Origin of the sequence: Pseudomonas sp. Q12-87 (assembly GCF_001269755.1) — a bacterium.
Taxonomy (GTDB): domain Bacteria; phylum Pseudomonadota; class Gammaproteobacteria; order Pseudomonadales; family Pseudomonadaceae; genus Aquipseudomonas; species Aquipseudomonas fluorescens_S.
On the sequence record NZ_LHVI01000019.1, the window covers coordinates 379,881 to 401,927 of the forward strand.

Below are 22,047 nucleotides of genomic sequence, written 5' to 3' on the forward strand. Positions count from 1 at the left end.
ACATGAGCCAGACTCAGGCAGAACAACTCCAGGCGGAACGCAAGCTGGCGGAAAACCAGTTCGACATAACGCAGTACCAGCATGTGCCACGGCGCTACTACGGGCGGATCTTCTTCGCCTCGGTGATCGTCGTCGCCCTGCTGGGCCTGGCGCGGGCCTTCGCTGAAGGCAAGATCGAATGGTCGTACATCGGCCAGTTCCTCACATCCCAGGCCATTCTGTGGGGGTTGTTCAATACTATCGTCATGGCCGTGCTGGCGATGGCGCTGGGGATCGTGTTCGGGGTGATCACCGCGATCATGCGCATGTCCGCCAACCCGATCCTGCGCTACGTAGCGTTGACCTACACCTGGCTGTTCCGCGGCACGCCGCTGATCCTGCAACTGCTGTTGTGGTTCAACCTGGCGCTGATTTTCCCCACCATCGGCATTCCCGGCCTGATCGAAGTGGACACCGTCAGCCTGATGACACCCTTCGTGGCCGCCCTGCTCGGATTGAGCATCAACCAGGGCGCCTACACCGCCGAAGTGGTGCGCGCCGGCCTGTTATCCGTGGACACCGGCCAGTACGAAGCGGCCAAGTCCATCGGCATGCCGCGCCTGCAAGCGTTGCGTCGGATCATCCTGCCGCAGGCCATGCGGATCATCATTCCGCCGGTGGGTAACGAGTTCATCGGCATGGTGAAGATGACGTCCCTGGCGAGTGTCATCCAGTACTCGGAACTGCTCTACAACGCCCAGAACATCTACTACGCCAACGCCAGGGTCATGGAATTGCTGATCGTCGCCGGTATCTGGTACCTGGCCACGGTCACGGTTCTGTCCTTTGGACAAAGCCGCCTGGAGCGTCGTTTCGCCCGCGGCGCCGGCAAGCGTTCTTGAGGAAAGCGACATGAGAAGCATCGTCAAGGCTGTGAGCCTGAACAAATATTACGACCAGTACCACGCGCTCAAGGACATCAACGTCGAAGTCGAGCAAGGCGAAGTGCTGTGCATCATCGGCCCGTCCGGCTCGGGCAAGAGCACCTTGCTGCGCTGCGTCAACCAGTTGGAAAAGATCGACAAGGGCGGGCTCTGGGTCGATGGCGAGCTGGTGGGCTACCGCGTGGTGGGCAACAAACTCCACGAGCTCAACGAGGCGCAGATCGCCCGGCAACGCCTGGCCACCGGCATGGTGTTCCAGCGGTTCAACCTTTTCCCGCACATGACCGTGCTGCAAAACATCATCGAAGGCCCCTGCCAAGTGCTCAAGCGCTCGCCCAAGGAAGCGCACGAAGAAGCATTGGAATTGCTGGCCCGGGTCGGCCTGGCCGACAAACGCAACAGCTACCCGATCGAACTTTCGGGTGGCCAGCAGCAACGGGTGGCGATCGCCCGTGCATTGGCCATGCGGCCCAAGCTGATGCTGTTCGATGAACCCACTTCGGCACTCGACCCGGAACTGGTCGGTGAGGTGCTGTCGGTGATGCGCGATCTGGCGCAGACCGGCATGACCATGATCGTCGTCACCCATGAGCTGGGCTTCGCTCGCGAGGTTTCCAACCGCATGGTGTTCATGGACGGCGGGCAGATCGTGGAGGCTGGAAGCCCCGAAGAAATACTTATAAGTCCTCAAAACCCACGCACCCAAAGCTTCATTTCTGCCGTTCGAACCTAAGCGCCGCTTGGCGCCACAACACTCAAAAGAGAACGACCATGAAGAACTTCGTAATTCCAGCAGTACTCGCCGGCCTGATGGCTTCCAGCGTCAGCTTTGCCGCCCAGTTGCCGGCGAGCATCAAGGACAAGGGCGAGATCGTCGTCGCGATCATGCCGAACTACCCGCCGATGGATTTCAAGGACCCGGCCACCAACACCCTCACCGGCCTGGATTATGACCTTGGCAACGCCTTGGCCGAACGCCTGGGCGTGAAGATCAAATGGCAGGAAACCGGCTTCGAACAGATGATCAACGCACTGACCACCGATCGGGTGGACATGGTGCTGTCGGGCATGACCGACACCGCTGAGCGCCAGGCCAGCGTGACCTTCGTCGATTACTTCACCAGCGGTCCGCAGTTCTACACCTTGCAGAAAAACAAGGACATCAACGAAGCCACCGACCTGTGCGGTAAGAAAGTCGGTACCAGCCGCCGTACCACTTTCCCGGCGGAAATCGCCGAGTTCAGCGAGACCACCTGTGAAGCGGCCGGCAAACCGGCCATCGTCGTGATCGGCACCGAAGGTTCGGCGGACGCCCGGGCGCAACTGCGTCAGAGCCGTATCGACGCGGCCATGCAGGGCAGCGAAACCTTGTCCTATCTCAAGACCCAGGAAAAGGACATGTACAAGACCGTGGGCCAGCCGATTTCCGTGCAACTCACCGGCCTGGGCGTGAGCAAGAAAAAGCCCGAGCTGAGCGAGGCTGTCAAAGTCGCGCTGCAAAGCATGATCGATGACGGCAGCTACCAAGCCATCCTGAAGAAATGGGAATTGGAACTCGGTGCGATCAAGACCGTGACCGTCAACGCCGGCAAATAGAACCCATCCACTGTGGGAGCGACCTTGCTCGCGAAGGGCCGTGCCGGACGGCATTGACCTCGAGACGGGCCCGCTCCCACAGGGTTGATGATTCCATGAGAAATGAGTGGAGCGCTACTGATGTCCTCGCTTAAACCCGCCTGGCCCGACCAGCATAAAGCCTGCCTGGCCTTGGCCTTCGACCTGGACGGTCCGACCGGCGATGCGATGCTCAACGGCTCGATCTGGCACAAGCCCGAGTACTTTGGCTTCGGTGGCTATGGCCCCTATCGCGCACTGCCGCGCCTGCTGGACCTGCTCGACGCCTTCAAGATCCCGACGACGTTTTTCATCCCGGCCTGGGTCGTGGAAAACTGGCCCAGGCAATGCCAGGCAATTGTCGAACGCGGGCATGAGGTGGCGTACCACGGCTACAAGCACGAATCCTTTTACGCCTTGACGCTAGATGAACAGAAGACCGTGATGAGCAAGTCTCGCGAGGTGTTCAGCAAGCACCTGAACATCACCGCCGAAGGCTTTCGCACGCCGTCCGGCGACTGGCGCGCCGAGACCCCGGCCATGCTGGCGGAAGCCGGCGTGATCTATTCCAGCAGCATGCGCGGCGACGACCGTCCCTATCTGGTGGACGTCCCGGGCCAGGACACCCCTTTGGTGGAAATCCCCGGCCGCTGGGAAATGGACGACTACGCCTCCCTCGCCTATACCCGCAGCCCAAACTTCCCCTCGGGGCTGGACCGTACCGCCAGTTACGAACTGACCCTGGACAACTGGTGCCGCGAATACGACGGCGCCATGGACGAAGGCTTGTGCCTGACCACCCTCTTCCACCCCAAGATCACCGGCAAACCGGGCCGCATCCTGTTGCTGGAAAAACTCTTCGAACACATGCGCCAGCGCAATGACGTGTGGTTCGCCACGTGCCGCGACGTCGCCCATTGGTGGCTCAAGGAGCATCATCATGGCTGATACTCGCATTTGGCCCGACAGCTATCGTTGCGCGGTGGTCGTGACCGTCGACTACAACGACATCCATGGCATCCTCACCCAGGCCCCGGAAGTGGCCGGTCGGGACAAGACCTTGTCGGTCTGGCGATACGGCAGTCAACGGGGCGTAGAACGGCTGCTCGATCTGCTCGCCGAGCTGGGCGTGCCCAGTACCTGGTGCGTTCCTGGCATCGTCGGCGAAGAAAATCCCGGGCACATCCGGGCGATCCAGGCCGGTGGGCATGAGATCGCCTGCGCCGGTTATCGCCATCAGAACTACGACCACCTCACGCTCGTCGAGCAAAGCGCCGACGTCGCCAAGGGCTGCGAAGCCCTGGCCCAGCTCACCGGCAAGCGCCCGACAGGTTTCCGGATTCCCGCCGGCAATGGCGCGCCCGGATTCGTCCAGGCGCTGCACGAACAGGGGATCCGATGGTCCTCGTCCTGGCGTGGCGATGACCTGCCGTTCGCGCACCCGACAGCGCCGGAGGTGATCGAATTGCCCCTGCACTACGAGCTGGAAGACGAACCCTACTTCGCCTTCAACCTCAGCCCGGCGGTCCCGCCGGGACAATCGCGGATCGCCTCCTATGGTCATACCCTGGGCAACCTGCAGATGGACTTCGCTGGGTTCCACCGATTCGGCCTCTGTTATGTATTGCGGTTGCACCCGGAAATCATCGCCACGCCGGGGCGCATCGGGCTGCTGCGCGAATTGTTGGAAGGCATCCGGCAGCATTCGGACGTGTGGCTCGCCACGGCGGGTGACGTCGCGCAATGGTGGGCGGATTCGGCGATTGCCGTGGCCGATGACCATCCAGCGGCGGTGTATGAGCGCCATTACCGGAATCACGGCGTATGAGCGATATACGCGCCTGCCAACGTCTCAGCGCCATGGAACGCCTGGCGCAGTTCTGTGTGCAAACCCGGTTCGACGATTTGCCCGTGGCGCTGGTGACCCAGGCCAAGCGCCACATCCTCGACACGTTTGGCGCGGCCCTCGCCGGGGCTGGCAGCGAGGTGGCGAAACAGGCACAAGCGGTGTTTCGCGATGAACCAGGTGATACGCCGGTGTGGGGCACCCCTTTACGCACCAGCACCGCCCAGGCAGCGATGCTCAACGGCATCTCCGCCCATGCCCTGGAGCTGGACGACACCGGCGGTTGCGATCATTCCGGCGCCGTGGTGCTGCCGGCCGTGATGGCGGCGGTGTCGATGGCGGGCAGAGCCGTGGACGGCCGCGAGTTCATCACCGCCGTGGTGATTGGCTACGAAATCGGCCGCCGCGTGCTGGAAGCCTGCGGCGGTTATTCGGCGCACAACGGCGCCGGTTGGCACTCCACGGCCACCTGCGGAGTGTTTGGCGCAGCCGCCGCCAGCGCGCGGTTGCTCGGCCTGGACGCCGCCCAGACCCTGTCTGCCCTCGGCATCGCGGGCAGTTTCAGTGGTGGGCTGTGGGCCTTCATCCACGACGGCTCCCACAGTAAAAAGCTCCACAGCGGCCGGGCTGCCGAGGGCGGCTTGCTCGCCGCTCGATTCGCCCAGTGCGGCATCACCGGACCGAGCCACTTGTTCGATGACGTCTGGGGCGGATTTCTCAAAACCCTGGCTGCCGAGACTGCTGTTCCCGAGGCGCTGGATGCGGACCTGGGCCGCGTCTGGAAACTCGCCCGCTGTTCGATCAAGCCCTACGCGGCGTGCCGTGGCACCCATTCGGCAATCGACGCCCTGGGGCTGCTACTCGCGCAGTTGCAGGTGGGCGCCGGGCAGCTAGAGGACATCCAGGTAACGCTGTGTGGGTTGCTTCGGGACATGTGTGGCGGGCAGGATGTCGCCAGCCTGGCGGCGGCGCAGATGAGCCTGCGCTACGCCCTCGCCGCGCGGCTTGTGCTGGGGCACTGCCGATTGGACGCCTATGACGATGCATCACGCAGCGATCCTCGGATTGCGCACTGGGTTCCGCGCATTCGCCTTGAAGTCGATCCGGCGCTGTCGCAGGATGGCGAGCCCATCGTGACCGTGCGGACCCTGGACGGTCGGTCGGCAAGCCTGTGCGTAGACGTTCCGTTGGGCGCGCCAGGCAATCCGCTGAGCGAAGCGGCGCTGGAGGAGAAATTCCTCAGTCTGGCCGGTCGGGCACTTAACCAGCGCCAGGCCCAGGTGTTGCTGGCCCAGCTGCGACAGGTCGAAACCTTGGAATCGGCGGCGACGCTGTATCAATGGCTGGCGTGAACATGGCGTTGCCGGTACAGGACCCTACAGAATCTAATAAGGACATTTGCCCCACGTGGCCACCTACTCCCTCGTGATACGCCGATTGATGATCTGCTCGCTGACCATTGTGGTCAGTCGCGCTATCACCAGTCCTCTGCTGACGCTGTTCTTGAGCAACAAACTCGGCCTCAACCAACAGGACGTCGGCCTGTTGCTGGGCATCGCCGTGTTCATCGCCACGTTGCTCGCGCTCTATGGCGGCTACGTCATCGACCGGCTGGACAAGCGCCAGTTGCTGATCCTGGCGATGCTTTCCAGCGCCATCGGCTTCGTCCTGCTGACCTTCGCCGAAAACCTCTACCTGACCACCGCGATCCTGGTCGTCACCGAAACCGCTTCGGCGTTATTCCTGATCGGCTCCAAGGCCATCCTCAGCGAACAACTGCCCATGGGCCAGCGGGCCAAGGCGTTTTCCCTGCGTTATACCTTGACCAACATCGGCTACGCCACCGGCCCGATGCTCGGCGTGGTGATCGCCGGGGTCTATCCGACAGCGCCCTTTCTGATTGCTGGCGGCATCGCGTTCATGAGCATTTTCCTGATGAGCGCCATTCCAAAAGACGCCGCACAGGTCCCAGTCATAGGCCCACCACCGAGTTTCCTGAAGACCCTGACCACCCTCAAGAACGACCGCACCCTGATCATGTTCACTTGCGGCTGCCTGTTCAGCACGGTGGTCCATGGGCGATTTACCTTGTACCTGTCGCAGTACCTGCTGGTGACGAATGATTCCAAGCGCGCCCTGCAAACCATGGCCGCCCTGCTCGCCTGCAACGCCATCAGCGTGATCCTGCTGCAATACCAGATCGGCCGCTTCCTCAAGCGCGAGCAGTTGCGCTACTGGATTGCCGGCGGCACCGGTCTGTTCATCCTGGGCTTGATCGGTTTCAGCTTGGCCAATAGCTTGTTGAGCTGGTGTGTGGCGATGTTCATTTTTACCTTGGGTGAAATGATCATCTATCCGGCCGAGTTCCTGTTCGTCGACACCCTCGCCCCGGAAGACTTGCGCGGCAGCTACTACGGCGCGCAAAACCTGGCCGCACTCGGCGGCGCGTTGAGCCCGGTAATCTGCGGTTTTCTGCTCCTGCATACCCCGGCGCCGACGATGTTTTATGCCCTTGCCCTGCTGACAGCGATGGGTGGGACGCTGTGCTTTATGGCCGGGCGGCGGGTGGCGCTGGGGCAGAAACATTAGCCCGCTGAAGATCTTCCGCGGCTCATTGGCGGCAGCAATCCAACCTAAAGATCATCAGGCCACTGCTGCCATTGCACCCCATTGATGAGATGCCCCCTGCGAATGAACAAGCCACTGTTGAAGGCCTTGAGTAATCGGGAATCGTCGGTCCCGCTGAACCCTCGTTCGGAGGCATCCACGACTTTTCCGAGATTCCAATTGGAAACCTTGGAAGCTGCATATTCAATCCCCACGCCCTCGTTCGTGCGCTTCTCGAGCCGGTAATTCAAAGACCAGTTCAACAGGGGGTAAGCCTCGCGCTGCGCAGCATCCATTAGAAACCTGTTCAAATTGCTGGGTGCACGGAAGTCGAGTTTGTCCGTGCATCTGAACGCCACCGCTGCGGCATTCGATGGATCGCCCTCTCGATCGAACAAATACTCCCAGAGGTACCGCCTCACCGTGTTGGACTGGTCGATAGACTGAATGGTCTGGCGGCTGATCCACCGTTTGACATCCTTGAACATGGCGCCGGCCTTGGGGCCGAGCTTCAAGCCAATGCCAATCAGGTACCACTGGATTCTGTGAGTATGCTCACCGTGCCAAGGACCGGCACCGAGATCCTTGAAGGGGCGTCCCGATGCCAGTTGAGCGTTGAACAACGACAAGACGTTACCGACCAGCAAGTCTGCCGGTAAGTGCTTACTTGAAAAGAATTCCTTGTTGACATCGAAGCCGTTATCGGCCTCCCAGCGGGACAACACCGTCGTCAGCAGCTTGCCGGTGGTTTCCTTTGCCACTTCGGCAAGCCTATGGAATTCATTGGGTGTGCCTTTCTTCCATTTTTTTCTCATGCCGCTCAGATGATTGAATAGATTCAACACCGTGTCTGGCGTGATGGTGACGCCGCTGGAGCGTAGAGCTGCCTGGGCAGCCATTATCCGTTCAGAGAACAATAGAAATAACTGGTGCTCCAGATACGCCAGTGCGCCCCTGCAATTTTCTTCTGCTGACAGAAACGCCCCCACATCGCAGAAGTCCTGGAAGTAGGCACTATTCTGAAACGCTTGGGAAAAGTTATTGGTTAAGTCCAAAGCTACACTGGCTTCGCTCTGAGCGGGCATCGCGTTTTCCTCCATGGATGACCTCTTCAGCCTAGTCCCGGAACACAGCGCTGCTCGCTCCTTGGTAGCCGTGATCCAGTTGTTTTATTTTTTTCGCAATAAAACCTATAGCTAAGAAGCCTAAGCAACGTCTTCCTGTCGCCTATCTTGAAACACAATTCAGCGCTGTTCCCTTGGTCGAATAGCGTCTCCAGATAACGGCAGATGTTATCCATGGAAACGCATTCTTCCATCTGTAAGCGCTGACGGGTGTGAATGACGAGGCGATATGGAAATCACCCAAAACCACCGCCTGGTGCAAGTCGACAGCCCCCTCGGCGACAATGTCCTGCTGCTAAAGAGCCTGGAAGGCAGCGAAGAATTGGGGCGGTTGTTCCACTATGAAGTGGACCTCACCTCCGAAGACCGGGCGATCACCTTCGACCAGTTGCTGGGCAAACCGATGGGCCTGACCCTGGAGCTGTATGACGGTGGCAAGCGCTACTTCCACGGCATTGTCTGCAGTTGCCGGCAGCTGACCGGCCACGGCCAGTTCGCCGGTTACCGCGTCAGCCTGCGGCCGTGGTTCTGGCTGCTCACGCGCACTTCCGATTGCCGTATTTTCCAGAACAAAACCGTGCCGGACATCATCAAGCAGGTGTTCCGCGACCTGGGCTATTCCGACTTCGAAGACAGCCTCAGCGGCAGTTATCGCGAGTGGGAGTACTGCGTGCAATACCGCGAAACCAGCTTTGACTTCATCAGTCGGTTGATGGAGCAGGAAGGCATCTATTACTACTTTCGCCACGAAAACTCCCGCCATGTACTGGTGCTGGCCGACGCCTACGGCGCCCATTCCACGGTGGCAGATTACGCCTCGGTGCCGTTCTACCCGCCGGATCGGCAAATGCGTGAGCGCGATCACTTCTACGATTGGCAACTGGCGCGCGAAGTCCAGCCCGGCTCACTGGCCCTCAACGACTATGACTTCCAGCGCCCGCGCGCCAGCCTTGAGGTGCGCTCCAACGTGCTGCGCAACCACAGCAACAGCGACCATCCGCTCTACGACTACCCGGGTGAATACGTACAGAGCAACGATGGCGAGCACTATGCGCGTACTCGCATGGAAGCCATTCACAGCCAGTTCGAGCGGGTGCAGTTGCGTGGCCGCGCCCGAGGGCTGGGCTCCGGCCATTTATTCAATCTGACGGGCTACGACCGTGAGGACCAGAATCGTGAATACCTGGTGGTGGTCGCACGCTATCAGATCCGCCAGGATCCCTATGAAAGCGGGCAGCCGGACCTGGGCGAGCAGTTCATCAGCGAACTGGACTGCATGGACGCCAACCAGGCCTTCCGCCCTCTCCCGCTGACGCCCATGCCGATTGTCCGTGGGCCGCAGACCGCCGTGGTGGTGGGCCCCAGTGGCGAGGAGATCTGGACCGACCAGTACGGCCGGGTCAAAGTGCATTTCCACTGGGACCGCCACGACCAGTCCAACGAAAACAGCTCCTGCTGGATTCGCGTCTCACAGGCCTGGGCCGGCAAGAACTGGGGCTCCGTGCAGCTCCCGCGGATCGGTCAGGAAGTGATTGTCAGCTTCCTTGAAGGCGATCCGGATCGGCCGATCATCACCGGCCGTGTCTACAACGCCGAGCAGACCGTGCCCTATGGGTTGCCCGCCAATGCCACCCAAAGCGGCGTGAAAAGCCGTTCAAGCAAGGGCGGCTCACCGGCCAACTTCAATGAAATCCGCATGGAGGACAAGAAAGGCGCCGAGCAACTGTTTATCCACGCCGAGAAGAACCAGGACATCGAGGTCGAGAACGACGAGACCCACTGGGTCGGCCATGACCGCCGCAAGACCATCGATAACGATGAAACCGTGCACGTCAAACACGACCGGACCGAAACCGTCGATAACAACGAAACCATCACCATCGGTGTGGATCGCAAGGAAAAGGTCGGCAATAACGAAACCATCTCCATCGGCGTGAACCGTACCGAGGATGTTGGCAGCAACGAGAAAATCACCATCGGCGCGAATCGCACCGAGAGCGTGGGCAGCAACGAGACCATCACCATCGGCGCGGACCGCACGGAAAAGGTCGGTGCCAACGAAAAAATCAGCATTGCCAGCAACCGGACCGAGGACGTAGGCGGCAACGAGACCATCGGCGTCAGCGGCAACCGTAACGAAACGGTCCAGGGCAACGAAGGCATCGAGATCAACGGCAACCAGAGCACCCAGATCGGCCAGAACGAATCCCGCGACGTTGCCCAGAACCGCACCACTGGCATCAAGCAGAACGACAGCCTGGACGTCGGCAAGCATTTTTCCCTCACGGCCGGCGACTCCATCACCCTGACCACGGGCGCAGCCAGCATCACCATGAAGAAGGACGGCACGATCATGATCAGCGGCAAGAACATCACCATCGACGGCTCAGGCGCCATCAAGATCAAGGCCGACCGGAACGTGGTCGTCAAAGGCCAGAAGATTCTGCAGAACTAGCCAGGGAGTAGGCGCTATGACCGTTGAATATCACCTCCCCGTCGCCTCCGCCGCCACGCCGGCGCGCGTGGAGGGCGTCGTGATTGGCGTGTTGCTGGACGTGCCCAAGGCGGACGCCCCGGTGGTGGCCTTTCCCGGCTGCCCCGTTGACTCAGGCCTCGCCGCGCGCACCACCACCCCGCTCACCCGCGAAGACATCGGTGCCCAGGTCGCCCTGATGTTCGAGGCCGGCGATGTGGCCCGGCCGCTGGTGATCGGGCGCATCCAGCGTCTGCCGGAAACCGCGCCGCCTGCCGTCGCCCACCTGGACGGCGAGCGCTTGGAATTTACTGCCGAGCGGGAAATCGTCCTGCGCTGCGGCAAGGCCAGCATCACGCTCACGCGTGAAGGCAAGATACTCATCCGAGGGGCCTACCTGTCGAGTCGATCATCCGGCGTGAACCGCATCAAGGGCGGTTCGGTGCAGATAAACTAGAAGGTAGTCGGTCCATGGAACTGCTCAACGCCAGCAAACTGGTGGCTGCCTACACCCTGGGCATGGCAAGCGACGGCCGTGAATCCCTGGTGGTGGTGGCCAAGGGGACCTTCGATCTTCCGTTGGACGGTCGCGCCGCGACCCTCGCTGAGATCCAGCAACCGCTGCTGATGGCTGACACTTTTATTGGCGAACCCGGCCTCAGCGCGCCTTTGCAGGAAATGGATTTCGCCCCGGTCAAGCCATTCTGCGATGTGCTGGTGCGTGGCAAGGCCTATGCGCCAGGCGGACGGCCGGTGACACAGTTGACCGCAGGCATTCGTGTTGGTCAGATGACCAAGGCCTTTTCCGTCCTTGGCCCTCGGCAATGGCAACCAGGACTGTTGGGCGCTTCTCCCGGCTTACCGCAGCCCTTCACCGAGCAGGACATCTCTTATGCCCAGGCCTTCGGCGGCAGCCATCCGGTGGCGAACGAGCCCGACATGCGTCACTGCTACCCAGCCAATCCGACCGGTCGCGGCTGGTATCCGCACCGTTTGAGCAGTGCTGACATCGTGGGCACGCCGATGCCGAACACCGAGGAATTGGGCAAGGCGATCGACAGCCCCTCTGGCGACTTTCGTCCGATGGCCCTCGGCCCGGTCGGCCGTAGCTGGCCGCAACGCGCCCGCTTCGCCGGCACCTACGACGATGCCTGGTTGGCCGACTGCTTTCCGTTTTTGCCAGGGGACTTCGACAATCGCTACTTCCAGGCGGCCCCTGACGACCAGCAGGTTCCTTACCTGCGTGGCGGCGAGAATGTACAGCTGCTCAACCTCACCCCCCAAGAGCGGGCAGGCTTTTGCATCCCCGAAATGGATGTGCCGGTGACTTTCTTTCTGAAAAAAGGCGGTCATGAGACTGTGCAGGCGGTGATTGACACCTTGCTGATCGACACGGACGCTCGCCAGGTGCAGTTGACGTGGCGAGTCGCTCGTCCGCTACGGCGTAACATTTTCGAGATTGCCCAGGTGCTGGTCGGCACCATGTCGACAGCGTGGTGGCGTGCCCGTGAACTGGGCAAGGATTACTACCCGTCGCTTGGCGCCTTGGTGAAAGCCAAGCGCGCCCCCGAGGAGACGAACTGATGACTGCCCTTTGCATCATCGGTTCGGGGATGATCAGTGCTGTCGGCTTGAGCGCGCCGGCGAGCTGTGCGGCGATCCGCTGTGCCATCGACAACTTCCAGGAAACCCGCTTTCTCGACCGCGCCGGTGAATGGCTGATTGCCGCCAGCGTGCCTCTGGAACAGCCCTGGCGCGGCCGCACCAAGCTGATCAAGATGGCTGCCCGCGCCATTGCCGAGGCATTGCAGAGCACTCCCGGCATCGACCCGGAAAAGACGCCGCTGCTGCTGGGGCTGGCGGAAGCCGAGCGTCCCGGTCGCCTCGCTGGTCTCGACCAGGGGCTGCGGCACGCCATCGAAGCCGAACTGGGCGTCCGTTTTCATCCTGGTTCCTGCGTCATCGCGCGGGGCCGGGTCAGTGCCGCCGTGGCCCTGCTCAACGCGCGTGCGTTGATACATCAAGATGGCCATCGTCACGTGATCATTGCCGGTGTCGACTCCTTCCTTAATGGAGCGACGCTGGCCGCCTTCGAAGAACGCGAACGGCTGCTTACCAGCGAGAATTCAAACGGTTTTATCCCCGGCGAAGGTGCCGCAGCGGTGGTGCTGGCCGCTCCCGTCGCCCGCGAAGAGCCGCAATTGGCCTGCATCGGCCTGGGGTTCGGCGTGGAACGGGCCACGGTGGAAGCTGAAGACATTCCCCTGCGCGCCGAAGGCCTGACTCAAGCGGTACGGGCGGCCCTGAGCGAAGCCGGCTGTGGGTTGGAGCAAATGGATTATCGGCTCACCGACATCTCCGGCGAGCAGTACTACTTCAAGGAAGCTTCCCTGGCCCTCAGCCGGACCCTGCGTGTGCGCAAAGAGTTCTTCCATCTCTGGCACCCGGCCGACTGCATCGGCGAAGTCGGCGCCGCCATCGGCCCGGCCATGCTCGCCGTGGCGTTGGCCGCCAGTCGCAAGGGTTACGGCGAAGGCCCGAATATCTTCTGCCATCTCGGCAACGACGCCGGCGAACGCGCCGTTGCATTGCTCAGTTACCTGACTGTGAGGGCTGCGTAATGGCCAACCAAGTCTTCGCCAATAATATGGAAATTTCCTGCAAGGCGGCGGATGGCAAGTCGATCGCCTGCTTCCCGGATGTCTGCTTCACCCCGCCCCAGGCCCCGCCCACCCCGCTCGGTGTGCCCATCCCTTATCCCAATACCGGTATGGCGAAGGACACGGCCAAGGGAAGTCGGACGGTGAAGATCACCCGTAAAGAAGTCATGCTTAAAGACAGAAGTTACTTTAAGACCAGCTATGGCGATGAGGCCGGCTGCGCGCCGAAGAAGGGCGTGATTACCGGTAAGATCAAGGGCAAAGTGTACTTCACCTCTTGGTCGATGGATGTGAAGTTCGAAGGCCTGAACGTTGTGCGGAACATGGATCTGACCACACATAACCATGCATCGCTCCCCGGAAACACACCGACCTGGCCCTATTTGGACGAAGCGGCCTTCGCCGACGATAGTGATCATGCCTGTGCCCCTCTGGCTAAAAAACTCAAGACCCACTGCGAAAAGCACGTTAAACGGACCAAGAAAGGCCAGGTAAAAAGGAAGTCATCAAAGGACGCCATGTGTGCCGATCGTAAATGTAAGGCCGCGATGAAGTGTTCTCTATCACCCTATTCCCCCTCGAATTGCTGCGATGGGAAAACCCCCCATCATGTAATACCTAAGCACTGCATCCAGAAGCCTAATCAAGGAAACTCTTCCAACCCTGACGTATATACCGGCTGCGAGGGCTATAACTCCAAATTAGCCCCGTGTGTATGCGTGTCTGGACATGACAAGAGCACCGGGCAGCACAAAAAAGTGCACGACATATTCGACAAGGCCGAGGATAAAAACCTCGTTAACGGCAAGGCTGGGACCTGGACTTATGAGGCCGCAGCAAATAGCGGAGCAACGGCGGTCAGCCAAGTATTACGATGCGACCCGAAATGTACACGGTCCCAGTTGGATGCTTATCACCAGCAGCCCAATAGATCGGCGGTTCCTCCGAAAGGCCCCAGCATCAGCAATACCACCAATCTACGTGCTGACAGCAGCGGAAACAGGACCCCGGAAAACTTCTCAACAGTTGCCAGCGGCACATTTGGATAAGGAGCAACCATGACATCATCCAGGCATTATTTCATTGATGGCTTCACTCCCACCAAGGGACTCCTGGGCGTAGTAGCCTTTCCATATGCACTCAAAGGCGAGGACACGGAGTACACCACGTTCTATACGACCCTCGACGGACAGTGGGCGCAGCAAAAATTCGACTTTGACAGCCGCTCAATCACCTATTTGATACAGGGCGAATATCGAGCATGGTGGATACTCGGAAAGCGCGGAGAAGTGGTTGAGATCAAACAGGGAACCCCCTCCTTCGAGTTGATCGCTGACGCAGGGACCGGCGGCGAGAAATTAGGTTACATGAACAAAATTACCGTTATCGACGGGGAACTACACGCCTGTGGCTATAGCCGGCAGGTGTACCGTCGAAGTAATGGGATATGGGCGCATATGGACCAGGGGCTGCTCTATATCGGCACAGAAGATGGCATAAGCCTGGAATCCATGGCGGGCCATTCAAAAAGTGACATTCATGCCGTTGGCAATGCGGGTGAGATATGGTTTTTTGATGGCTCACTCTGGAGGCAATGCGATAGTCCAACGAACGTCGATCTGAATGAAGTGGCGACGTTCGACCAGGACAAGTACATCGCATGTGGCGATGATGGGGTGATATTAGTCGGATCGAAAGATTGTTGGAAAGTTATCCAGAATGATGAAATCGAAGGTGACCTATGGGGGGCTGTTTCCTTTCAAGATGTACTTTATGTCGCCGGATTCGAAGGGATAGGCGTCATAGATAACAATCAGGTGAAAAAACTCGCCATCCCAGGCGTGAAGAAAATGGATGGTTATCGCCTTCGGACATGTGGCGATTATCTATGGTCCATTGGTAACGATCAGATAATGCGATTTGACGGGACTCACTGGGCAGAAATCATTTGCCCTGACAATATATGAAACCCGTTTGCGCATGCGAGGGTGAAATTATCGCCCCTACTCAGGGATGGTCCCTCGGAGTTATTCTGAATTGAACACCGAACTTTCGTTCCTAGTAGACCAACACGCCGAAGAAGCCAGCTTCCTCGCCGTCCTGCGTGACTATGCCCTACGCGCACCGCACTACGACATCGAGCACCTCGACAACCTCGATAACCGCCTCGACGCCCACCTCGACGGCTTGCGAATCGCCGAGCAAACAGGTCTTGAAACGCTGCTGTCCCAACTCGGTCCACACGCCATCGGCGAGATGTTCGCCAGTGTGGTGCTGGCTTTCGAGGCAGGTAACGCGCAGCTGTTGTCGCGGCTCAGCGAGCACTTGCGAAGTGCTGAGGATACAGAGCGCGGCTATCTGATGGCCTTGGGATGGCTCGACTGGGAGCGGATCTCGCCCTGGATCGACCGCATGCTCGCCGCCTCCGATCCGCTGTTCCGACGCCTAGGCTTGGCTGCCTGCGGGATGCATCGGCGCGATCCAGGTTCTGCCCTGGCGACCGAGCTGTCCCTGGCCGCCCCCTGCGTGATGGCGCGTGCCGCAAGAACTGTCGGCGAACTGCGCCGGCGTGACCTGCTGCCGATACTTCGGACCCACCGCCTGCACCCGGATGCGCCCACGCGCTTCTGGGTCAATTGGGCCGCCGCGCAGATGGGCGACGAACAAGCACTGGAACCGCTGCGCCAGTTCGCCGAGCAACCAGGAGCGTTCCAATACCGTGCGCTCGGCGTGTCGTTGGCTTGGCAACAGCGTGAGGCCAGCATCGCCTGGATACGCCAGTTGGTACAAAATCCGGCGCAGCGGCGCATCGGCATCCAGGCACTGGGGCTGCTGGGCGATCCGGTCTGTGTGCCCTGGCTGATCCAGCAGATGAGCGACCTGCCCTGCTCACGGGTCGCCGGTGAAGCCTTCAGCCTGATCACCGGAGCTGACCTTGCGCTGCTCGATCTGGAATTGCGCGATCTGCCGGATTTCGATGCCGGGCCGAATGACGATCCTGGGGATCCCAATGTTGCCATGGACCCTGATGAGGACCTGCCCTGGCCCGCCCCGCAGGCGATCGAAGTCTGGTGGCAGGGCCATGGAGCAGATTTCCAGGCAGGCACCGGCTATGTGCTGGGTTTAGCGCAGAACGAACACAGTTTTCAGCTGGCCCTTGTCCACGGCCAGCAACGCCAGCGCATCGCTGCCGCCTGCGGCATCGCGCGCTTTCGGCCGAACGAGGTGTTGTTCCCCACCAGCGCACCGGCCTGGCGACAAAAGAAGTGGCTTGAAGCGAGGCACACGCATCCATAACGCCCAATAGAGCGGCCTCAGAAAGGTCGCTGGGCGTCGGGTGGAAACCTGCTGAACCGCCAGGCTCGACGGCTTATTCGCACGATCAGGCAATCATCCGCCTGGATTGTGCAAATCACCCCATGGATTGCTTTCTATAGTTAACCAGAGCCAAACCATCTGGAGCTGGTCCCCTATGAGCGCCCTCAACATCAACGGCCGTGAATACACGGTCGACGTAGACCCCACTACCCCAATCCTCTGGACCCTGCGCGACACGCTGGGCATGACCGGCACCAAGTTCGGCTGCGGTGCGGCGCTGTGTGGCGCGTGTACCGTGCACCTGGACGGCCAGGCCATTCGCTCCTGTGTAACGCCGATTGCCGCCGCTGAAGGCAAGAAGATCACCACCATCGAAGCGGCCACCGACGGCAGCGACCCGGTTGGCAGCGCTGTGCATGAAGCCTGGGTCAAGCACGACGTGGCGCAATGTGGCTACTGCCAGAGCGGCCAGATCATGAGCGCGACCGCATTCCTCAAGGCCCAGCCCAAGGGCAAGCAACCTACGGTGGCCGAAATCGACTCGGCCATGGCCGGCAATATTTGCCGCTGTGGCACCTATGCCCGTATCCGCGCTGCGGTGGCCGATGCCGCCAAAGCCCTCGCCTGATCGGAGCTCGCCATGTTGAACGAGATTTTCCCCCAAGAAACGCCGCGCGCCTTGCAACAGATGCTTGAGCGCGATGCTGGTGACGGCCCCGCTACGCTGGCCCGCCGCAGTTTCCTGAAGATCGTCGGTATCGGTGGGCTGGCGCTAGGCGCCTTTCCTCACTTGGCCCTGGCACAGCAGGCCGGCGGTGGCCAGGCAGTGCTCAAGCCGACCCAGCAGCCCGCGGCCTTCGTACAGATCGCACCCAGTGGCGAAGTCACCGTAACGATCAACCGCCTGGAGTTCGGCCAAGGCGTACAGACTGCCTTGCCGATGATTCTCGCCGAAGAGCTGGATGCCGACTGGAGCCTGGTGCGCACGCGCAACGGCAGCAATGACGCCGCCTACATGGACCCCAGCTTCGGCATCCACCTCACCGGCGGCTCCAATTCGATCAAGAATAGCTACACCCAGTACCGCGAACTCGGTGCCCGCGCTCGCGCCATGTTGCTGGCGGCCGCCGCGGCGCGCTGGAACGTCGACGTCGCGAGCCTGACCACCGAGGCCGGCAAAGTCCTGGGCCCAGGGGGACGGCAAGCGAGCTACGGAGAACTGGCCGAAGCCGCGATGGCGATGCCGGTGCCCGAACAGGTCACGCTCAAGGACCCCAAGGATTTTCGCATCATCGGCCAGGCCACCACCCGCATCGATGCCAAGGCCAAGAGCAGTGGCCGGCAGGATTTCGGCATTGACATGCACCTGCCGGGGCAGCTCACGGCCGTTGTCGCCCGCCCACCGGTGTTCGGTGCCAGGATCGCTTCTTTGGATGACAGTGCCGCTCGCGCGGCCAAAGGCGTGAAAGCGGTGTTTCGTGTGCCGCTGGACCGTGGCGCTGAAGGCGTGGCTGTCGTCGCCGAAAGCTATTGGCAAGCCAAGACGGCCCGCGATGCGCTGAAAGTGGAATGGGACGTGAGCCGCGTCGAAAAAGTCGACAGCGATAAACAACTGCTCCAGTACCGGGAACTGGCCGAGCAGCCTGGCCCGCTTCACTTCGATGCCGACATGGCGCCCCTTGCCACTGCGCCCCATCGACTGGACGCCGAGTTTCTCTTCCCCTATCTGGCCCATGCGCCCATGGAGCCGTTGAACTGTACGGTGCAGCTGGCCGAGGATGGCGCTCAGCTGTGGGTCGGCACCCAGTTTCCGGGAGGTGACGGCGCGGCCGCCGCCAAAGTGTTGGGCCTCAAGCCCGAACAGGTCCAGGTGAACGTGCAGACCGCCGGCGGCGGCTTCGGGCGGCGTGGCGTGCCCACCAACGACTTTGCGGTGCTCGCGTGCGAGGTGGCCAAGGGCGCCCGCGCGGCCGGGTTCAATGCCCCCGTGCGCACGCTTTGGAGCCGGGAAGACGACATCAAGGGCGGCTATTACCGGCCCATGCATTTGCACCGCGCACGCATCGGTTTCGATGACAGCGGCAAGGTCCTTGCCTGGGATCACGCCCTGGTCGGGCAATCGATTATCACCGGCACCGTGTTCGGCGGTCGTGTGAAGAACGGCATCGACCCTACCGCCACCGAAGGCTTGCGCGATCCTTATCCGCTGCCGATGCGCCTGACGGTTCATCATCCCGAACTCAACGTCCCTGTGTTGTGGTGGCGCAGCGTGGGCTCCACCCACACGGCGTTCGTCATGGAGACGCTGATCGATGAGATCGCCCGGACAACCCAGCAAGATCCGGTGGCCTACCGGATGAAACTGTTCGGTGATCAAAGCCCTCGCCATCGCGAGGCCCTGCAACTGGCCGTGGACAAGAGCGAATATGGCAAGCGCCAATTGGCGGTGGGCCATGCCTGGGGCGTGGCGGTGCACGAGTCGTTCAGTTCAGTGGTGGCGTATGTCGTCGAGGCCTCGGTGCAGGACGGACGTCCGGTGCTGCATCAGGTCACCGCCGGCGTTCACTGCAACCTGGTCGTCAACCCGCGCAGCGTGGAAGCCCAAGTACAAGGTGCGGCGCTGATGGGCTTGTCCATGTGCTTGCCGGGGGGCGCCATCACGTTGAAGGACGGCGTCGTGCAGCAAAGCAACTTTGCCGACTTCAGCGTGCCGCGTATCACCGACATGCCGGCGTTTGCCGTGCACATCGTACCCAGCGCCGAACCGCCGACCGGAATGGGCGAACCCGGCCTGCCGGCACTGGCCCCGGCTTTTGCCAACGCCATTGCCAGCCTGACGGGCAAGCCGATACGGCAACTGCCCTTCAAGCTGGCGTGATGATTTGGCCTGGCATCGGCCTTTGGTACGCCGTCAGAGATGATCGGCGTCCATCACAGCCTGGGCGAATGCCTGCGGGGCCTCCTGCGGCAGGTTGTGGCCGACGCCGCCATCGATCAGCCGATGCTCGTAATGGCCGCTGAAACGCTTGGCATAAGCCTCGGCTGGCGGATGCGGCGCGCCATTGGCATCGCCTTCCAAAGTGATGGTGGGCACGCTGATGGCTGGGAACGTCGCGAGCTTTTTCTCCAGCGCGGCGTATTTGGCTTCGCCCTTGACCAGACCCAGGCGCCAGCGATAGTTGAAGACGGTCACGGCAACATGGTCGGGGTTCTGCAACGCAGCGGCGCTGCGATCATAGGTCGCGTCATCGAAATTCCACTTCGGTGAAGCCAGTTTCCAGATCAGCTTGGCGAAGTCATGGGTGTTTTTCTGATAGCCCAACTGGCCGCGCTCTGTCGCAAAGTAGAACTGATACCACCACTGCAATTCGGCGGCGGGCGGCAGTGGCGCCTTGCCCGCTTCCTGGCTGCCGATCAGGTAACCGCTCACCGCCACCAGTGCTTTCACCCGTTCCGGCCAGAGCGCCGCGACGATGTCTGCGGTGCGTGCGCCCCAGTCGTAACCGCCGAGCACGGCTTGCTTGATGTTCAAGGCATCCATGAAGTCGACGAGGTCGCTGGCCAGCGCGGAAGGCTGGCCGTTGCGCAGGGTCTTGGCCGACAGGAAACGCGTCTCGCCATAGCCGCGGGCATACGGAATCAACACCCGATAACCCTTCTCGGCCAGGGCCGGTGCGACGTCGGCGTAGCTGTGGATGTCGTAGGGCCAACCGTGCAACAGGATCACCACCGGCCCGTCGGCCGGTCCGACTTCAGCGTAGGCCACGTCCAGCAGGCCGGCCTTGACGTGCTTGAGTGGGCCGAACGAGGTGTGACTGCCGGGCGTGACGGTGCCGATGGAGCTTGCGGGCACATCGGCGGCGCTTGCCTGGGACGAGGCCACACCCAAGGCACCCACTTGCATCAAGGCGAATGCCAGGATCGAAGGCGCCAGCAGGCGCCGATGCCGGGGGGTGGGTTTGTGTTGCGACAGCGTCATGTCCATGGTGGATCTCCTTGCGAGCGGCGGATGGGCCTGTGAGACGGCTGCTGCTGTCTCGATGGGGCTCATTTCACGCCGTCCAGGTATCCCGGATGTGTCAGCGATTGGCGGTAACCGCAACGTTTCGTGTCTGTCGCGGCGGTTGATACACAGGGATACATTGCGCTTCAAGCCTTGAGTGGGCAGCCAATCCCCGGCATGGGCAACGCTCGGCGCAAACTTTGTTCTATCATGCCGGAATCTCACTTGCTGATCTGATGGAACCACCATGACTTTCGATTTCGACACGGTATTGGAGCGCCAAGGTACCGGTAGCACTAAATGGAGCCGTTACCCGGCCGATGTGCTGCCGATGTGGGTGGCCGATATGGACTTCGCGGCCCCGCCCGCCGTCATCGAGGCACTGCACACGCGCCTCGCTCATCCGATGCTTGGCTACAGCGTGGCCCAGGACGATTTGCGCGCCGCCATCGTGGCCGACCTCTGGAACAAGTACGCCTGGCGCGTCGAACCCCAGCAGATCGTGTTCCTGCCCGGGGTGGAGCCTGGTTTCAACATGGCGCTGCATGCGCTGGTCGAGCCGCAGCAGAACGTCGTGGTGCAGGTGCCTAACTACCCACCGTTGCGTCATGCCCCGGGCCACTGGGGGTTGAATAAAGTCGAGTTGCCGTTCAATCCGATTGACGGCGCCTTCCAAACGCCACTGGCCGAGTTGCGTGAAGCCTTGCAGGGCGGCGGCGCGTTGCTGCTTAGCAATCCTCACAACCCGCTGGGCAAGGTCTTCGACCGCGAAGAGCTCAAGGCCGTGGCGGACATTTGCCTGGAGCAGAATGCCTGGATCATCTCCGACGAGATCCATGCCGAGCTGTGTTTCGACGGCCGAGTGCACATCCCCACCGCCTCCCTCAGCCCGGAAATTGCCGCGCGTACCATCACCCTGATGTCCGCCAGCAAGGCCTATAACATCGCCGGTTTGAAAACCTCGTTCGCGATTATCCAGGATGCCAAGGTGCGCGAGCGGGTCAACGGCGCCCGTGCAGGCATGGTCGACAGCGTCAATGCCCTGGGCCTGGAAGCGACCCGTGCGGCCTACAGCGAAGCCGGACCGTGGCTCGACGCCTTGAAGGCCTACCTGCAAGCCAACCGCGATTATTTGGTCGAAGCGGTGAACACTCGCCTACCGGGCATCAGCATGACCGTGCCGCAAGGCACTTACCTGGCCTGGCTGGATTGCTCAGCCTTGGGATTGGAAAACCCTCAGGGATTTTTCCTGAAGGAAGCCAAGGTCGGCCTCAGCGCCGGGCTGGATTTTGGCGACGACGCTGGGCAGTTCGTGCGCCTGAACTTCGGCTGCCCGCGGGCGTTGCTGGAGGAAGGGATTGCGCGGATGGAGCGCAGCCTGAAGGCCCGACGCTAAGTCACTGACCAAACACCCCCCTGTGGCGAGGGAGCTTGCTCCCGCTGGGGCGCGAAGCGGCCCCAAACCAGAGCATGCGGTGT

The 22,047-nt window shown here is 61.2% G+C and carries 19 protein-coding genes; 17 read left to right on the forward strand and 2 right to left on the reverse strand.

Features of this window, described 5'->3' with window-relative positions; all coding sequences use genetic code 11:
• Positions 1-2 precede the first annotated feature (2 nt).
• The 7 genes from AD663_RS13580 to AD663_RS13610 all read left to right on the forward strand — a co-directional run bounded on the left by AD663_RS13580 (position 3) and on the right by AD663_RS13610 (position 6,972).
• The gene (locus tag AD663_RS13580; protein WP_003181736.1) at positions 3-881 is read left to right on the forward strand and encodes an amino acid ABC transporter permease; all 879 of its coding nucleotides are present in this window, start codon (positions 3-5) and stop codon (positions 879-881) included.
• Between the two features lie 10 nt (positions 882-891).
• A complete protein-coding gene (locus AD663_RS13585; RefSeq protein WP_003181738.1) occupies positions 892-1,656 on the forward strand; it encodes an amino acid ABC transporter ATP-binding protein in 765 nt (254 codons plus the stop codon).
• Between the two features lie 38 nt (positions 1,657-1,694).
• A complete protein-coding gene (locus AD663_RS13590) occupies positions 1,695-2,519 on the forward strand; it encodes an ABC transporter substrate-binding protein (protein WP_053213915.1) in 825 nt (274 codons plus the stop codon).
• 117 nt (positions 2,520-2,636) lie between these two features.
• The gene (locus AD663_RS13595; RefSeq protein ID WP_172680604.1) at positions 2,637-3,485 is read left to right on the forward strand and encodes a polysaccharide deacetylase; all 849 of its coding nucleotides are present in this window, start codon (positions 2,637-2,639) and stop codon (positions 3,483-3,485) included.
• The gene (locus AD663_RS13600; protein ID WP_053213917.1) at positions 3,478-4,365 is read left to right on the forward strand and encodes a polysaccharide deacetylase; all 888 of its coding nucleotides are present in this window, start codon (positions 3,478-3,480) and stop codon (positions 4,363-4,365) included. The genes AD663_RS13595 and AD663_RS13600 overlap by 8 nt, the downstream gene beginning before the upstream one ends.
• Before the next feature lie 32 nt (positions 4,366-4,397).
• Positions 4,398-5,735 carry an MmgE/PrpD family protein gene (locus AD663_RS13605; protein ID WP_003181745.1) on the forward strand — a complete coding sequence of 446 codons (1,338 nt, stop codon included), beginning with the start codon at positions 4,398-4,400 and terminating at the stop codon, positions 5,733-5,735.
• 55 nt (positions 5,736-5,790) lie between these two features.
• The gene (locus AD663_RS13610) at positions 5,791-6,972 is read left to right on the forward strand and encodes an MFS transporter (RefSeq protein WP_003181747.1); all 1,182 of its coding nucleotides are present in this window, start codon (positions 5,791-5,793) and stop codon (positions 6,970-6,972) included.
• Positions 6,973-7,016: 44 nt separating this feature from the next.
• On the opposite strand, the gene AD663_RS13615 is transcribed toward AD663_RS13610, so the two are convergent.
• Complete coding sequence (locus AD663_RS13615; RefSeq protein WP_053213918.1) at positions 7,017-8,090, reverse strand: LirA/MavJ family T4SS effector; 1,074 nt, start codon at positions 8,088-8,090, stop codon at positions 7,017-7,019.
• Between the two features lie 253 nt (positions 8,091-8,343).
• Between AD663_RS13615 and AD663_RS13620 the strand changes: the two genes are divergently transcribed.
• The 9 genes from AD663_RS13620 (at position 8,344) to AD663_RS13660 (ending at position 19,443) form a co-directional block, all read left to right on the forward strand.
• Positions 8,344-10,569 carry a type VI secretion system Vgr family protein gene (locus AD663_RS13620; RefSeq protein ID WP_053213919.1) on the forward strand — a complete coding sequence of 742 codons (2,226 nt, stop codon included), beginning with the start codon at positions 8,344-8,346 and terminating at the stop codon, positions 10,567-10,569.
• Between the two features lie 16 nt (positions 10,570-10,585).
• A complete protein-coding gene (locus AD663_RS13625) occupies positions 10,586-11,044 on the forward strand; it encodes a DUF6484 domain-containing protein (RefSeq protein WP_053213920.1) in 459 nt (152 codons plus the stop codon).
• Between the two features lie 14 nt (positions 11,045-11,058).
• Positions 11,059-12,171 carry a DUF2169 domain-containing protein gene (locus tag AD663_RS13630; RefSeq protein ID WP_053213921.1) on the forward strand — a complete coding sequence of 371 codons (1,113 nt, stop codon included), beginning with the start codon at positions 11,059-11,061 and terminating at the stop codon, positions 12,169-12,171.
• Complete coding sequence (locus AD663_RS13635; RefSeq protein WP_088021774.1) at positions 12,168-13,208, forward strand: 3-oxoacyl-ACP synthase; 1,041 nt, start codon at positions 12,168-12,170, stop codon at positions 13,206-13,208. The genes AD663_RS13630 and AD663_RS13635 overlap by 4 nt, the downstream gene beginning before the upstream one ends.
• A complete protein-coding gene (locus AD663_RS13640) occupies positions 13,208-14,296 on the forward strand; it encodes a PAAR-like domain-containing protein (RefSeq protein ID WP_053213922.1) in 1,089 nt (362 codons plus the stop codon). Before AD663_RS13635 ends, AD663_RS13640 begins: the two co-directional genes overlap by 1 nt.
• A gap of 9 nt (positions 14,297-14,305) precedes the next feature.
• Positions 14,306-15,214, forward strand: a complete 909-nt coding sequence (locus tag AD663_RS13645) for a hypothetical protein (RefSeq protein WP_053213923.1) — start codon at positions 14,306-14,308, stop codon at positions 15,212-15,214.
• Between the two features lie 46 nt (positions 15,215-15,260).
• Positions 15,261-16,544 (forward strand): TIGR02270 family protein, encoded by a 1,284-nt coding sequence (locus AD663_RS13650; RefSeq protein WP_053213924.1) that lies wholly within the window; start codon positions 15,261-15,263, stop codon positions 16,542-16,544.
• Positions 16,545-16,719: 175 nt separating this feature from the next.
• Entirely contained in the window at positions 16,720-17,193 is a 474-nt protein-coding gene (locus AD663_RS13655) for a (2Fe-2S)-binding protein (protein WP_053213925.1), read from the forward strand.
• A gap of 12 nt (positions 17,194-17,205) precedes the next feature.
• On the forward strand, positions 17,206-19,443 hold the full coding sequence (locus tag AD663_RS13660; protein ID WP_053213926.1) for a xanthine dehydrogenase family protein molybdopterin-binding subunit: 2,238 nt from the start codon (positions 17,206-17,208) through the stop codon (positions 19,441-19,443).
• Between the two features lie 33 nt (positions 19,444-19,476).
• Here the strand turns inward: AD663_RS13660 and AD663_RS13665 are convergent, their stop codons facing one another.
• Positions 19,477-20,550, reverse strand: coding sequence for an alpha/beta fold hydrolase (locus AD663_RS13665; protein WP_003181769.1), 1,074 nt, complete (start codon positions 20,548-20,550; stop codon positions 19,477-19,479).
• 265 nt (positions 20,551-20,815) lie between these two features.
• Here AD663_RS13665 and AD663_RS13670 point away from each other — a divergent pair, with 265 nt between their 5' ends.
• Entirely contained in the window at positions 20,816-21,964 is a 1,149-nt protein-coding gene (locus AD663_RS13670; RefSeq protein ID WP_003181771.1) for a MalY/PatB family protein, read from the forward strand.
• Positions 21,965-22,047: the final 83 nt, after the last annotated feature.

What these genes read in the sequence shown, in the direction of transcription:
- AD663_RS13605 (WP_003181745.1), top strand. Translation starts at nt 4,398, where the DNA reads ATGGAACGCCTGGCGCAGTTCTGTGTGCAAACCCGGTTCGACGATTTG.
- AD663_RS13665 (WP_003181769.1), bottom strand. Translation starts at nt 20,550, where the DNA reads ATGGACATGACGCTGTCGCAACACAAACCCACCCCCCGGCATCGGCGC.
- AD663_RS13645 (WP_053213923.1), top strand. Translation starts at nt 14,306, where the DNA reads ATGACATCATCCAGGCATTATTTCATTGATGGCTTCACTCCCACCAAG.
- AD663_RS13625 (WP_053213920.1), top strand. Translation starts at nt 10,586, where the DNA reads ATGACCGTTGAATATCACCTCCCCGTCGCCTCCGCCGCCACGCCGGCG.
- AD663_RS13615 (WP_053213918.1), bottom strand. Translation starts at nt 8,090, where the DNA reads ATGGAGGAAAACGCGATGCCCGCTCAGAGCGAAGCCAGTGTAGCTTTG.
- AD663_RS13590 (WP_053213915.1), top strand. Translation starts at nt 1,695, where the DNA reads ATGAAGAACTTCGTAATTCCAGCAGTACTCGCCGGCCTGATGGCTTCC.
- AD663_RS13580 (WP_003181736.1), top strand. Translation starts at nt 3, where the DNA reads ATGAGCCAGACTCAGGCAGAACAACTCCAGGCGGAACGCAAGCTGGCG.
- AD663_RS13620 (WP_053213919.1), top strand. Translation starts at nt 8,344, where the DNA reads ATGGAAATCACCCAAAACCACCGCCTGGTGCAAGTCGACAGCCCCCTC.
- AD663_RS13640 (WP_053213922.1), top strand. Translation starts at nt 13,208, where the DNA reads ATGGCCAACCAAGTCTTCGCCAATAATATGGAAATTTCCTGCAAGGCG.
- AD663_RS13585 (WP_003181738.1), top strand. Translation starts at nt 892, where the DNA reads ATGAGAAGCATCGTCAAGGCTGTGAGCCTGAACAAATATTACGACCAG.
- AD663_RS13660 (WP_053213926.1), top strand. Translation starts at nt 17,206, where the DNA reads ATGTTGAACGAGATTTTCCCCCAAGAAACGCCGCGCGCCTTGCAACAG.
- AD663_RS13650 (WP_053213924.1), top strand. Translation starts at nt 15,261, where the DNA reads ATGGTCCCTCGGAGTTATTCTGAATTGAACACCGAACTTTCGTTCCTA.
- AD663_RS13655 (WP_053213925.1), top strand. Translation starts at nt 16,720, where the DNA reads ATGAGCGCCCTCAACATCAACGGCCGTGAATACACGGTCGACGTAGAC.
- AD663_RS13670 (WP_003181771.1), top strand. Translation starts at nt 20,816, where the DNA reads ATGACTTTCGATTTCGACACGGTATTGGAGCGCCAAGGTACCGGTAGC.
- AD663_RS13630 (WP_053213921.1), top strand. Translation starts at nt 11,059, where the DNA reads ATGGAACTGCTCAACGCCAGCAAACTGGTGGCTGCCTACACCCTGGGC.
- AD663_RS13600 (WP_053213917.1), top strand. Translation starts at nt 3,478, where the DNA reads ATGGCTGATACTCGCATTTGGCCCGACAGCTATCGTTGCGCGGTGGTC.